We start from the raw sequence: 12,128 nt of genomic DNA on the forward strand, positions 1-12,128 counted from the left end.
GTCCTCCTCGACGACGACCTCACGTCGCTGTGAGGTTGCAGCGACCCTGACGTGCGCAGCGCTCCGGCGCTATGGGCGCACCGCACAAGACACCCAGTGCCCTGCGCCCGTTGTCGTCGACGGTCGGCGGCAGGAGACTGACATGCTGGGGTCATGACGCAGACCAGCCACCGACCCGGGCCGGACCAGGCCGCGGAGCAGGGCGACGGCACGGTGCTGTTGACGAGCGCCGAGCGCGAGGTCCTCGCCCCCGCCTTCGACGCGCTGCGATCACGGGCCGATCACATCGCCGAGGCCGTCGCGGCTCAGCTGCTCGACGGCGGTGACCTCGGCTACGGGCTCGACGAGCCCGGCCGCGCCGCCGAGCTGCGGGCGAGCATCCGCGACCACGTGCGCGCCGGGATCGAGCGCCTCGCCGACCAGCGCCCGGCCCAGCGCCGGGCCATCGACCTGTGGCGCGAGACCGGTCGGCGCCGGGCCCAGCAGGGCGTGCCGATGGAGATCGTCCTCACGACGTACATGATCGGCAGCCGCCTCATGTGGGAGGCCCTGCTCGAGGCCGGCCACCGCCTCGACGTGCCCGACCGGGCGCTCATGCGGGCCGGACGGCTGCTGTGGTCGACCCTCGACGTGCAGGGGACGGTGCTGCGCGACAGCTACCGACGCGAGGAGCTGGCCCGCGATCAGCGTGACCCGGCCCGGGTCGCCGAGGTCCTCGAGGGGCTGAGCCAAGGTCGTGGCGCCGAGGCCGACTTCGCCGCCCGGGCGCGCTCGGTGCTCGGCCTCGACCACGACTCCGCCCTTCTCGTCCTCGTCTGGCTCCCGCCCGCGGACGGGCCCTCGACGCCCGACCTCGTGCGCGAGCGCCTGCAGGACGCCGGGTACCTCTCGCACTGGCGCCGCCAGGGCGCCCACGTCCTCGGTCTCGTGCCGAGCCCCGACGACGGGGCCCGCGTGCGCAAGGTGCTCGAGCGCACCGTCCGGGGGCGCGTCGGCTCGGCGACCTGCCGCGACGGGCTCTCCGGGGTCCTCGCCGCCCAGGACAGCGCCCTCGCCGCCGCGGTGTCGCTCCCCCGCGGCAGCGACGCCGTCGTCGACATCTCCGAGCGCCTCCCCGAGGCGCTCCTCGCGGCCAGCCCGTCGCTGACGACCCAGCTCGTCGAGGCCACGCTGGGCCCGCTGCTGTCGGTGGGCGGCGTGACCCGCGAGGTGCTCCTCGAGACCCTCGTCGCCGTGCTGCGCCACGGCGGCTCCGCGACGTACGCGGCGGAGGACCTCGTGTGCCACCGCAACACCGTCATCTACCGCGTCAAGCGGGTCGAGGAGCTCACCGGCCTCTCGCTCGACGCCCCGCGCGACCGTCTCCTGCTCACGCTCGCCGCGACGGCCCTCGACTCGGGCCTGGCCGGTCTGGGATCTGGGGCCGACTGCGAGGTCCGGTCATGAGCGGGCGGCTCGTGCGGCGGCTGCGCCCGCACGGCGAGTCCGTCTTCGCGACGATGTCCGGCCTGGCGCTCGAGCACGGCGCGGTCAACCTCGGGCAGGGCTTCCCCGACGACCCGGCGCCACAGGCCGTCGTCGAGGCGGCGCGCGCGGCGCTGGCCGCAGGGCACAACCAGTACCCGCCCTCGCGCGGCGTGCCCGAGCTGCGCGAGGCGGTCGCCCGCCACCAGCGCGAGCACTACGACCTGCCGGTCGACCCGGCGACGGGCGTCGCCGTGACGACCGGTGCGACGGGGGCGCTCGCCGCGAGCGTCCTCGGGCTCGTCGAGCCCGGTGACGAGGTCGTCACCTTCGAGCCCGCGTACGACGCGTACGCAGCCCTCGTCGACCTCGCCGGGGGCACGCTGCGGCGGGTCCCCCTTCGCGCCCCGGACCTCGCGGTGGACGCCGACGCGCTCGCCGCCGCCTGCGGCCCGCGGACGGCGGTCATCCTGCTCAACAGCCCGCACAACCCGACGGGCAAGGTCTTCACGCCGGCCGAGCTCGAGCTCGTCGCGGAGCAGGCGCGCCGGCACGACGCGGTCGTCGTCACCGACGAGGTGTACGAGCACATGACCTTCGACGGGGTGCAGCACGTGCCGATGGCGAGCCTGCCGGGCATGTGGGAGCGCACGATCACGATCTCCTCGGCCGGCAAGACCTTCTCGGTCACGGGGTGGAAGGTCGGCTGGGCGAGCGGCGCCCCCGAGCTCGTCGAGGTCGTCGCCAGCACGAGCCAGTGGCTGACCTTCTCCGGCGGTGCGGCCTACCAGCCGGCCGTCGCGGAGGGCCTCGGGCGCATCGGCGAGCTCGTCGACCCTCTGACGCGCGAGCTCGGCCGCCGCCGGGACCTGCTCGTCGACGGCCTGCGCGCCGCCGGCCTGGAGCCGCTCGTGCCGCAGGGGGGCTACTTCGTCGTCGCCGACGCGGCGCCGATCGGGGTGAGCGACGCGATGGCCTGGTGCCTGGAGATCCCGCAGCGGCTCGGCGTCGCCGCCGTGCCGGTGAGCGCCTTCTGCGAGAGCCCCGCCGGCGTCGAGAGCCTCGTGCGCTTCGCCTTCTGCAAGAGCGAAGACAGGATCCGCGAGGGCACCGCCCGGCTGCGCGCCTGATCCACAGGGGCACGGGGCGTGGGGCTGTCGTCCACACCCGCACCTGCTGCGTTCCGTCTCCGTCCTGCGGGCGGGACGGTGGCCCCATGGTCTCCGCCGCCGTGCCCGCTGCCGCTCTCGCCGTCGTCGCCCTCGCGGGTGCCGCCGCCGTCACCTCTCCCCCGACGGCCACCCCGCCGCGTGCGGTCGAGAGCACGCCGGGCAGCGAGGTCGAGACGAGCGCGAAGGGGGCCCGCTGGGCCTGGCCGCTGCGCCCGCGGCCCGAGGTCGTCGCCCCCTTCGAGGCCCCGACGTCTCGGTGGGGGCCGGGTCACCGCGGCATCGACCTCGCCGGGTCCACCGGGGAGCCCGTCCGGGCGACGGCCGACGGCGTGGTCACCCACCGCGGCCGGGTGGCGGGGCGCGGCACGGTCACCGTGACCCACGCCGACGGGGTGCGCAGCACCTACGAGCCGGTGGCCCCGGCGGTGGAGACGGGCGATCGCGTCGGCCGCGGTCAGCGACTGGGCACGCTGAGCCCCGAGCCCGGTCACTGCGCCCCGTCGACCTGCCTGCACGTCGGCGCCCTGCGAGGGCGTGACTACCTCGACCCGCGCCCCTTCTTCGGCGGGGTGCGGGTGATCCTCCTGCCGGTGCCGAGGGGCTGAGGCCGGTCGCCTCGCTCTCGGCGCCGTGACCCTCAGGCCCGGGGGTGGGCCTGGTCGTAGGAGCGCCGCAGCCGCTCGGCCGAGACGTGCGTGTAGATCTGGGTCGTCGCGAGCGAGGCGTGGCCGAGCAGCTCCTGGACCATCCTCAGGTCGGCGCCGCCGTCGAGGAGGTGGGTGGCCGCGCTGTGGCGCAGCCCGTGGGGGCCGAGGTCGGGGGCGTCGGGGACGTGCCGCAGCAGGTCGTGGACGACGGTGCGCACCTGACGCGGGTCGACCCTGCGGCCCCGACGGCCGAGGAAGAGCGCGGGCCCCGAGGTGGGCACCGCCAGGCGGGGTCGGCCGTCGCGCAGCCACTCCTCGAGGGCGCGGGCGGCCGGCGCGCCGTAGGGCACGACCCGCTCCTTGCGCCCCTTGCCGAGCACGCGCACGACCTGTCGGTCGGCGTCGAGGTCGTCGACGTCGAGCCCGACGAGCTCGCCGACCCGGATCCCCGTGGCGTAGAGCAGCTCGAGGACGGCGCGGTTGCGCCGGTGCACCGGGTCGTCGTCGGCGGCGACCTCGGCGACGTCGAGGAGCTCGCCGGCGCTCGTCGCGGTGAGCAGGTCGGGCAGGGTCCGCTCGCGGCGCGGGCTCGCCAGTCGCAGGGCCGGGTCGGTCTCGACGAGTCCGGTGCGCCGGGCCCACCCGAAGAAGGTCCGCACCGCAGCCGCCCGGCGGGCCAGGGTGCTGCGGGCGACCCCCTGCTGGGACATCTCGCCGAGCCACGAGCGCAGGTCCGCGAGCGTGATCTCGCGCAGGGAGCCGGTGCCGCCGTGCTCGGCGCACCAGGCCAGGCAGGCCCCGACGTCGCCGCGATAGGCGCGCACCGTGTGCTCGGAACGGTCGCGCTCCGCGGCGAGATGCCCGACGAAGTCGTCGAGATGACGCTGCGCCCAGGCCGGTGCCGTCGGTGTGCTCACTCCCCCACGGTCGCACCTCGCACCCGCCGTCGTGCTCAGGCGGCGAGCGCCTCGGCGAGTCGCAGGGCTCCTCGCCGCACCTGGAGCTCGTACGCCTCGGCGCGTGGGTGGCCGTGGAGCCGTCTGCGTCGGGCCGGGTAGGCAGCGAGCAGCCGCGCGTGGCTGAGGGCGAGCTCCTCGCCCGCGGTGCACGTCGCACCGTGCCGGTGCCGACCGAAGACCTCGAGGAGGTCGGCGAGCGCCCGCGGCCCGTCGTGGGCGAAGAGGTGCAGCTTGGCCGCGTCGGTCATCACCGGCGCGAAGCCGGCGTTCTCCCAGTCGACGAGCACGTGCTCGCCACCGGAGCTCAGGACGTTGGAGGACACCGTGTCGCCATGGGTCCACGAGCAGCGCACGCGCACGTCCCGCTCGACGAGATCGGCCACCCGGGCCGCGACGGCGTCCGGGACGAGGCCGAGATCCCTCACGACGGCCCACTGGCCCGCCGTCACCGCTCCCGGCGCCCGGCTGAGTGGCAGGGCACTCGTGCCGTACCCCGCGTGCACCCGCGTGAGGGCGTCGCACAACGGACCTACGGCCTCCCCCAGCCGTCGGGGAGACATGAGCGGCCGACCAGTCACCCAGCCCTCGACGAAGTAGCGCCCGGACCCGGCCGTGAGATCACCCATCGCCAGGAGCGGCGGGATGAGGTACGGCGCGTACCGGCCGACGACGGCGTGCGAGGTCGCGACCCGCAGAGCGGTGCTCGCCCGGCCCGGGACGTCCGGCACGACACCGACCACCCGCGCGTCGTCGACGTAGGCCGAGCGCAGCTTCAGCCCCGCGCGTGGGTCGTCGTGCTTGGCGAGGATGACCGCGTCGGCCGCGACCGCGGCTCGTGACCTGTGGAGGTCATGACCTGCCCCCTCCGACCCCCACGAGAGCCGCCAGGGAGTGGGCAGCATGTGGGTGGCTCCCGCGGGCAGGCGCGGGCAGGCGACGAAGCGCTCGCCCCGAAGGAAGTCGCGATGCGTCCCCCCGTCCGGCACGGCGGGCTCATCGAGCTCGAGACGGGCGACGAGCAGGAGCGCGGAGTCGACCCGGTCGCGGTGCTCGTTGGAGGGCGGCGCACCCTGGCCGGGGCGCAGCCGTGCCACGGACGCGGCCGACGCCCGGGCTCGCCCGTAGACCTGCCGTGCCGTTCGGCCCATGGCGCCCCCTCCGTCTCCAGCGCCCATCCCATCGGAGCGGGATGAGAGGTCGATGAGGACGCGGACCGGCCGGGGGCGGAGGGGGACGCCCCCGGACGGCGGCCCTACCGGTGCGGCGACCCCGCCGGGTGCCGCCGCACCCACCCCGACTCGCCCTGCGCGGCGAAGCCCTCGAGCTGCAGCGAGGCGAGCTGGGTGAGCACCTCGGTGACGGGCAGCGCGAGCTCGGTCGCGATGTGCCCGACGCTGGACTCGCGCCGTGGTGCGAGCACGTCGTAGACCTGGCGCTGGTGCTGGGTGAGCACGTCGGCGTCCCGGGCCGGTCCGAGCGCGCCGACGTCTTCACGAGCCAGCAGGTCAGGATCCCCGATCGGCGCCGCGAGCCGCAGCACGTCTTCTGCGTCGGTGACGAGGTGGGCCTCGCCCCGCGAGATCCGCTCGTGGCAGCCGGCGGAGGCCATCGAAGTCACCGGTCCCGGTACGGCACCGACCGGGCGTCCGAGCGCCTCGGCCCAGCCTGCGGTGTTGAGCGAGCCCGATCTCGGGCCGGCCTCGACGACGACGACGCAGCGCGACAGCGCGGCGATGAGCCGGTTGCGGGTGAGGAAGCGGTGCCGACGGGCGACCCGCCCGACGGGCTGCTCCGTGACGACGACGCCCGTCTGGGCGATCTCGTCGACGAGGCGGCGGTGCGCCTGGGGGTAGACCTGGTCCGGCCCGCACGCGAGGACGGCGACCCCCGGCCCGCCCACTGCCAGCGCGCCGAGGTGCGCGGCGGCGTCGATCCCGAAGGCTGCGCCGGACACGACGCCCCACCCGCGGGACGACAGCCCGGCGCCGAGGTCGCGCGCGACCGCCTCGCCGTAGCCGGTGCTCGCCCGCGACCCGACGACCCCCACCGCACGGTCGGCGACGTGACGGAGGTGGCCGGTACCGCGCAGGTACAGCACGTGGGGCTCGACCCGCTCGTCGGCGAGGCCGTCGGGCCACTCGTCGTCACCGGGCACGACGACCCGCGCGCCCACGCGCTCGACCCGCGAGAGCTCGGCGTCGACGTCGGTCTGGAGCACCCGCGCCCTGGCGCCGTCCGCACCGCGCAGCTCGCCGGCGACCAGTCGGTGCCACGCCCCGACGTGGCCGTGCTCCCGGATCGAGCGGCAGAGCGCGGGCGGGTCGTGCGACGCCCGCTCCTGCCCGATCTCGAGCACGGCGGCCCAGGCGAGCCGGGCCCGCCGCTCGTCGGTGCCCACCATGTCGTGGGCGACCCGCTGCTCGCCCGGGCCAGGTGCACGCAGCGGGGCGCTCATGCCGCCACCGCGCCCTGGGTGCGGTACATGAGCGCCAGGCCGACGTCGGACGAGGTCGGCACCTCACGCCCGAAGAGGTCGGCGCTCGTCCACGCCAGGCGCAGCACCCGGTCGTAGCCGCGGCCGGTGATCTGCCCGAGCTCGAGCGCGCGGTCGAGGGTCGCGGTGACCCCGCGCGGCAGCCGCCACGGTGCCCGTCGCAGGACCGGGCCGGGCACCTGCGAGTTGAGCGTCCATCCGTGCTGCTGCCAGCGAGCCCGCTGCGCGTCACGGGCGACCTGCACCCGCGCGGCGATCTCGGCGCTCGTGTCGGGCGGCACCTCGCTGAGGTCGGCCAGGCTCACCTTCGGCACCTGCACCTGGATGTCGACGCGGTCCATGAGCGGACCGCTGAGCCGGGCGGCGTACGCCCGACGCTCCGTCGGGCGGCACCGGCAGGCGAGCGCCTTGCCGTAGCCCTCGCCGCACGGGCAGGGGTTGGCCGCGAGGACGAGCTGGACGCGCGCCGGGTAGGTGACCCGCTCGCGCGCCCGGGCGACGACGACCTGGCCCGACTCCAGCGGCTGACGCAGGGCCTGGAGGACCGAGCCGGCGAACTCCGCCGCCTCGTCGAGGAAGAGCACGCCGTGATGGGCCTGCGAGACCGCGCCGGGCAGCACCGCGCCCGAGCCGCCGCCAACGAGGGCCGCGGTGGAGGCCGAGTGGTGCGGGGCGACGAAGGGGGGCGTCAGGTCGAGACGGCCCGGCAGCACCGCCCCGACGAGGGAGCGCACCGCCAGGGTCTCGAGGGCCTGGGCCGACGTGAGCGGCGGGAGGATCGTCACGAGGCGCTCGGCGAGCATCGTCTTGCCCGAGCCGGGCGGCCCCGTGAGCATGAGGTGGTGCCCGCCGGCAGCTGCGAGGGTCAGCGCGGCGCGGGCCTCGTGCTGCCCGCTGACGTCGGCGAGGTCCAGCGCGCGACCCGGCTTCCTCGCCGCCGGGGAGACCGGCTCGTCCGCCTCGGGGAGCCGGGACCCACCGCGCAGCACCCGGTACGCACCGACGAGATCGCCCAGGCGCTGCGCCGTCGAGATGCGCACCCCGTCGACGAGCCGTGCCTCGACGACGTCCTCGGGCGCCACGACGACGTGGCGGCAGCCGGCCTCGCGCGCCGCGAGGACCGCCGGCAGGACGCCTGTGACGTGGCGCAGCCGACCGTCGAGACCGAGCTCGGCGACGTGCACGACCGACCGGACCGCGTCGACGGGCATCGCCTCGGCCGCCGCCAGTGCGGCCACCGCGATGGCGAGGTCGAATCCGGTGCCGTGCTTGGGGATCGCGGCCGGCGAGAGGTTGACGGTGAGCTGGCGCGCGTTGAGCGAGCAGCCCGCCGACAGCGCGGCCGCCCGGACCCGCTGCGGGGCCTGGCGCAGCGCCGTGTCCGGCAGACCGCCGAGCTCGAAACACGGCAGGCCGTGGCCGATGTGGCACTCGACGTCGACGACATGGCCGGCGATGCCCCGCAGGGCGACGGCCCGGGTCACGGCGATGCTCATGCGCCGGCCCCTCGCACGTGGGTGACGGAGTACGTGCCGTCCGGGTGGCGCAGCAGCGCGACGACGTCGAGCCGCACCCGCCGCGTGGGCACCTCGTGGGCCTCGAGCCAGCACCCGGCGAGCCGGCGCAGGCGGGCGAGCTTCGCGCGGGTGATCGCCTCGACCGGCTGCCCGAAGCGCGTGCTGCGCCGCGTCTTGACCTCGCACACGACGAGCTCGTCGCCGTCGCGCAGCACGAGGTCGACCTCACCGGTGGGGCACCGCCAGTTGCGGTCGACCACCTCCATGCCCCGCGCCACCAGGTAGCGCTCGGCCACCCGCTCGCCCTCGGCCCCCACCTGCCGTCGATCCGTCGGGATCTCGGTCATCTCGACCACCTCCGCCGCCAGTCAACGGCGGCGCTCCCCCGTCACGAAGGGGTGGGCGCCGCCCTGTGGACGACGACCGCAGCGACGGCCGGCCTGTGGACGACACTCCGGGCTCCCCCTTTGTACGGCTAGGTCGGGGACACCCCCTTCGGGCGGCGTGGTCGCGGTGCGGTCCGGAACACCCTCCCGTGACCGGGGAACCCTTGGGAGACCGGGTCATGACCAGGTCAGGCAGAGCCGTCCCGGTCACGCCGAGGTTTCCCGGCCGGTCCTCACCGACCGGACCTCTCAGAAGCCGGTCTTCGGCACCTCGAGGTCGCTCTTGGCGAGCTCCTCGACGTTGACGTCCTTGAAGGTGACGACACGGACGTGCTTGGCGAAGCGGGCGGGGCGGTAGATGTCCCACACCCACGCGTCCTCCATCGTCACCTCGAAGTACACCTCGCCGCCCTCGCCGCGGACGTCGACCTGCACGGAGTTCGCGAGGTAGAAGCGGCGGTCGGTCTCGACGACGTGGCTGAAGAGGTGCACGACGTCGCGGTACTCGCGGTAGAGCGCGAGCTCCATCTCGGTCTCGTACTTCTCGAGGTCCTCGGCGCTCACGAGCTCACCTGCTCAGGGTCGGGTGCGGGCACCTGGTCATCATGCCCGACGCCCGGCAGGCTCCAGGAGCGGCGGTGCAGCACGCACGGGCCGTGGGCGGCGAGGGCGTCCATGTGCGCGCTCGCCGAGTAGCCCTTGTTCTCGGCCCACCCGTACTGCGGGTGCTCCTGGGCCAGCGCCACCATCTGCGTGTCGCGCTCGACCTTGGCGAGCACGCTCGCCGCGGCGACGGACGAGCACGCGAGATCGGCCTTGATCATCGTCGTCACCGGCGGGGTCGCGGGCCCCTCGGACAGCTCGGCGAAGAGCCCGACCTCCTCGGGGGCGGTGAGCCAGTCGTGGTTGCCGTCGAGGATGACGAGGTCGGGCACGACGTCGAGGGCGGCGAGGGCTCGGCACCCGGCGAGACGCAGCGCGGCCATGATGCCGATCTCGTCGATCTCGGCGGCGCTCGCGTGGCCCACCGCGCTCGCGACCGCCCACCGCCGCAGCCGCGGCACGATCTGCTCGCGGGCTGCCGCCGTCATGAGCTTGGAGTCGCGGACCCCCTGGGGTGCGGAGCGCACGGTCTCGTCGACGACGACCACCCCGACGCTCACCGGCCCGGCGAGCGCGCCCCGGCCGACCTCGTCCATGCCCGCGAGCACGCGGAAGCCCTGCCGCTGCAGGTCGCGCTCGACGCGCAGGCTGGGCTTGGTCGAGGTGGGGCGGCCCCCCTTCGTGCGGCGGGCGGGCAGCCGGGCGGGAGCGCTCACGCGATCACCGCGCGGCGACGACCTGGCCGCCGGGGCCAGCCGCGGCGCGGGTCCGCGGCACGTCGGCGAAGACCTCGGAGTGGTTCGACAGGCTCGACGCGCGGTCGAGGGGCCACACGGTGAAGCGCGCACGCCCGACGACGAGGTCGACCGGCACGGAGCCGTCGCGACCGGTGCCGCTCGGGTCGTGGAAGCGCGAGTCCGAGCTGTCGTCGCGGTTGTCGCCCATGACCCACACCTTGCCCTCGGGCACGGTGATGTCGAAGTCGACGCTGCTCGGGCTCGACCCGGGCTTGAGATAGCTGGCCTCGTCGATCGTCGCCCCGTTGACCATGAGCTTGCCGTCGCTGCCGCAGCACTGCACGCGGTCGCCGGGCAGCCCGATGACGCGCTTGATGAGGTGTCCCTCGGAGGTGTCGGGGAGCAGCCCGACGAAGGTCATCGTGTCGCGCACCGCGTTGAGCGCGGCCCCGTGGTTGACGGGAGGCGTCTCGTTGAGCCAGTCGCCCGGGTCGCCGAAGACGACGACGTCACCGCGCTGGAGGTCGAAGGGGCCCGGCGTGAGCTTCGAGACGACGACCCGGTCCCCGACGAGGAGGGTGTCCTCCATCGACTCGCTGGGGATGTAGAAGGCCTGGAGCAAGAAGGTCTTGACGACGAAGGAGAGGGTGAGGGCCATCGCGAGGACGATGACCAGCTCGCGCACGGCGCCGCCGATGCGGGCCCCGACACCGGGTCGTCGCTCGCCCTCCGGCGTCTCGTCCTTCGCCTCGGCGCGTGCCGAGTCGGCGTCAGTACCCACGTGGTCTCCTTGCTCGTCCGGCCGGCGGCAGGACGCCTGGCACGGCCAGTATCACCGACGGCGCGGCGGGCTCGCACATCGCGAGCCGTCCGGCGCACCGTCGTCGGGGTCGGGCATCGGCCCAGGTCACGGGGACCCGAGCGCCGACAGCGGCCAGTACCGCCACACGACGGTGCCGACGACGTCGTCGGTGCGGATCATCCCGCCGCCGGGCTTGCCGAGCAGCGACCGCGAGTCCGCCGAGCGGGCGCGGTTGTCGCCGAGGACGAAGATCCGGCCCTGCGGGACCTCGACGTCGAAGGGGTCGGTGCACGACCGCTCGCCCGCCGGCAGGTAGGGATCGGCGACCGGCTCGCCGTCGCGGACGAGCCCGCCCTCGGGCGTGCACGACAGGCGCTGCCCGCCGACCGCGCCCACCCGCTTGAGGTAGTCCTGCTCGCCGAGGTCGATCCCGAAGGTCGACGCGACGGAGGCCAGGGTGCGCCCGATCAGCCCGTCGGAGACGAAGGCCGAGCGGTCCGCCGGTGCGAGCGTGCCGGTGCCGTCGAGGACGACGAGGTCGCCCGGCTCGAGCTCTCCGTGAATCTTGCTCACGACGACGCGGTCGCCGACCTGGATCGTCGGCTCCATCGAGGCGGTCGGCACGAAGTAGGACTGCGCGACGAGCCCGCGGACGAGGAAGACGAGCAGGACGGCCAGCCCGAGCTGGAGCAGCAGGCGGCGCCCACGACGCGGGACGACCCCCTCCCGCTGGGCGGTGGGGGTCGTCTCGTCGGTCTCGTGGCTCATCGAGGCCTCAGCGTAGGCGCTGCACCTGGCAGCGGCCCGGCGATCAGCTGGCCGGGGTGTCGCGACGCTCGCGGATACGGGCCGCCTTGCCGCGCAGACCGCGCAGGTAGTACAGCTTCGCGCGACGCACGTCGCCGCGGGTCGCGACCTCGATCTTGTCGATGTTCGGGGAGTGCAGCGGGAAGGTGCGCTCCACGCCGACGCCGAAGGAGATCTTGCGGGCGGTGAAGGTCTCGCCGACGCCGCCGCCGTGGCGACGGATGACGACGCCCTGGAAGACCTGGATACGGGAGCGGTTGCCCTCGATGACCTTGACGTGCACCTTGACGGTGTCGCCGGCGCGGAAGTCGGGGATGTCGGCCTTGATGGAGGCCTGGTCGATCGCGTCGAAACGCTGCATGATGCTCTGCTTCCCGCGAGCGCCACAGGCCGCCCGCACATGATGTGTCTGGAGATGGTGCGGCGCCCGTCCGCCGCGTGCCGACCTGCTGGTCGCACTCCCCCTGTGGCAGGGGCAGAGCACTCGGGCGCAGTGGTCCATGGTGCCAGAGCACCCGCGCAGAGCTGAAATCGGCGCGG

The 12,128-nt window shown here is 74.9% G+C and carries 13 protein-coding genes; 3 read left to right on the forward strand and 10 right to left on the reverse strand.

Annotation, left to right across the window (positions count from 1 at the left end):
* Positions 1–153 precede the first annotated feature (153 nt).
* The 3 genes from L6241_RS03710 (at position 154) to L6241_RS03720 (ending at position 3,241) form a co-directional block, all read left to right on the forward strand.
* Positions 154–1,446 carry a PucR family transcriptional regulator gene (locus L6241_RS03710; protein ID WP_368244901.1) on the forward strand — a complete coding sequence of 431 codons (1,293 nt, stop codon included), beginning with the start codon at positions 154–156 and terminating at the stop codon, positions 1,444–1,446.
* Positions 1,443–2,594 carry an aminotransferase class I/II-fold pyridoxal phosphate-dependent enzyme gene (locus L6241_RS03715; RefSeq protein ID WP_368244902.1) on the forward strand — a complete coding sequence of 384 codons (1,152 nt, stop codon included), beginning with the start codon at positions 1,443–1,445 and terminating at the stop codon, positions 2,592–2,594. The genes L6241_RS03710 and L6241_RS03715 overlap by 4 nt, the downstream gene beginning before the upstream one ends.
* 86 nt (positions 2,595–2,680) lie before the next feature.
* Positions 2,681–3,241, forward strand: a complete 561-nt coding sequence (locus tag L6241_RS03720) for a M23 family metallopeptidase (protein WP_354586907.1) — start codon at positions 2,681–2,683, stop codon at positions 3,239–3,241.
* Between the two features lie 32 nt (positions 3,242–3,273).
* On the opposite strand, the gene L6241_RS03725 is transcribed toward L6241_RS03720, so the two are convergent.
* The 10 genes from L6241_RS03725 to rplS all read right to left on the reverse strand — a co-directional run bounded on the left by L6241_RS03725 (position 3,274) and on the right by rplS (position 11,949).
* Positions 3,274–4,200 (reverse strand): tyrosine recombinase XerC, encoded by a 927-nt coding sequence (locus tag L6241_RS03725; RefSeq protein ID WP_368244903.1) that lies wholly within the window; start codon positions 4,198–4,200, stop codon positions 3,274–3,276.
* A 35-nt stretch (positions 4,201–4,235) separates the two neighbouring features.
* Positions 4,236–5,390: a phosphotransferase gene (locus L6241_RS03730; RefSeq protein WP_368244905.1), complete on the reverse strand. Its 1,155-nt coding sequence runs from the start codon at positions 5,388–5,390 to the stop codon at positions 4,236–4,238.
* Positions 5,391–5,494: 104 nt separating this feature from the next.
* Positions 5,495–6,697 (reverse strand): DNA-processing protein DprA, encoded by a 1,203-nt coding sequence (dprA, locus tag L6241_RS03735; protein WP_368244906.1) that lies wholly within the window; start codon positions 6,695–6,697, stop codon positions 5,495–5,497.
* Complete coding sequence (locus L6241_RS03740) at positions 6,694–8,232, reverse strand: YifB family Mg chelatase-like AAA ATPase (protein ID WP_368244908.1); 1,539 nt, start codon at positions 8,230–8,232, stop codon at positions 6,694–6,696. Before L6241_RS03740 ends, dprA begins: the two co-directional genes overlap by 4 nt.
* Positions 8,229–8,600, reverse strand: a complete 372-nt coding sequence (locus L6241_RS03745) for a YraN family protein (protein WP_368244909.1) — start codon at positions 8,598–8,600, stop codon at positions 8,229–8,231. Before L6241_RS03745 ends, L6241_RS03740 begins: the two co-directional genes overlap by 4 nt.
* Before the next feature lie 288 nt (positions 8,601–8,888).
* Positions 8,889–9,203: a DUF2469 domain-containing protein gene (locus tag L6241_RS03750; RefSeq protein WP_251719116.1), complete on the reverse strand. Its 315-nt coding sequence runs from the start codon at positions 9,201–9,203 to the stop codon at positions 8,889–8,891.
* Positions 9,200–9,940: a ribonuclease HII gene (locus tag L6241_RS03755; protein ID WP_068276369.1), complete on the reverse strand. Its 741-nt coding sequence runs from the start codon at positions 9,938–9,940 to the stop codon at positions 9,200–9,202. Before L6241_RS03755 ends, L6241_RS03750 begins: the two co-directional genes overlap by 4 nt.
* Before the next feature lie 22 nt (positions 9,941–9,962).
* Entirely contained in the window at positions 9,963–10,760 is a 798-nt protein-coding gene (lepB, locus tag L6241_RS03760) for a signal peptidase I (protein WP_368244910.1), read from the reverse strand.
* A gap of 126 nt (positions 10,761–10,886) precedes the next feature.
* On the reverse strand, positions 10,887–11,549 hold the full coding sequence (lepB, locus tag L6241_RS03765) for a signal peptidase I (protein ID WP_368244912.1): 663 nt from the start codon (positions 11,547–11,549) through the stop codon (positions 10,887–10,889).
* Positions 11,550–11,592: 43 nt separating this feature from the next.
* Positions 11,593–11,949 (reverse strand): 50S ribosomal protein L19, encoded by a 357-nt coding sequence (gene rplS / locus L6241_RS03770; protein WP_123093266.1) that lies wholly within the window; start codon positions 11,947–11,949, stop codon positions 11,593–11,595.
* Between the last annotated feature and the right edge of the window lie 179 nt (positions 11,950–12,128).

Source organism: Janibacter sp. Y6 (genome assembly GCF_040900765.1).
Classification (GTDB): domain Bacteria; phylum Actinomycetota; class Actinomycetes; order Actinomycetales; family Dermatophilaceae; genus Marihabitans; species Marihabitans melonis.

Coding starts and splice junctions, on each gene's coding strand:
- L6241_RS03715 (WP_368244902.1), top strand. CDS start 1,443: ATGAGCGGGCGGCTCGTGCGGCGGCTGCGCCCGCACGGCGAGTCCGTC.
- lepB (WP_368244912.1), bottom strand. CDS start 11,549: ATGAGCCACGAGACCGACGAGACGACCCCCACCGCCCAGCGGGAGGGG.
- L6241_RS03745 (WP_368244909.1), bottom strand. CDS start 8,600: ATGACCGAGATCCCGACGGATCGACGGCAGGTGGGGGCCGAGGGCGAG.
- L6241_RS03730 (WP_368244905.1), bottom strand. CDS start 5,390: ATGGGCCGAACGGCACGGCAGGTCTACGGGCGAGCCCGGGCGTCGGCC.
- L6241_RS03710 (WP_368244901.1), top strand. CDS start 154: ATGACGCAGACCAGCCACCGACCCGGGCCGGACCAGGCCGCGGAGCAG.
- dprA (WP_368244906.1), bottom strand. CDS start 6,697: ATGAGCGCCCCGCTGCGTGCACCTGGCCCGGGCGAGCAGCGGGTCGCC.
- L6241_RS03740 (WP_368244908.1), bottom strand. CDS start 8,232: ATGAGCATCGCCGTGACCCGGGCCGTCGCCCTGCGGGGCATCGCCGGC.
- L6241_RS03720 (WP_354586907.1), top strand. CDS start 2,681: ATGGTCTCCGCCGCCGTGCCCGCTGCCGCTCTCGCCGTCGTCGCCCTC.
- rplS (WP_123093266.1), bottom strand. CDS start 11,949: ATGCAGCGTTTCGACGCGATCGACCAGGCCTCCATCAAGGCCGACATC.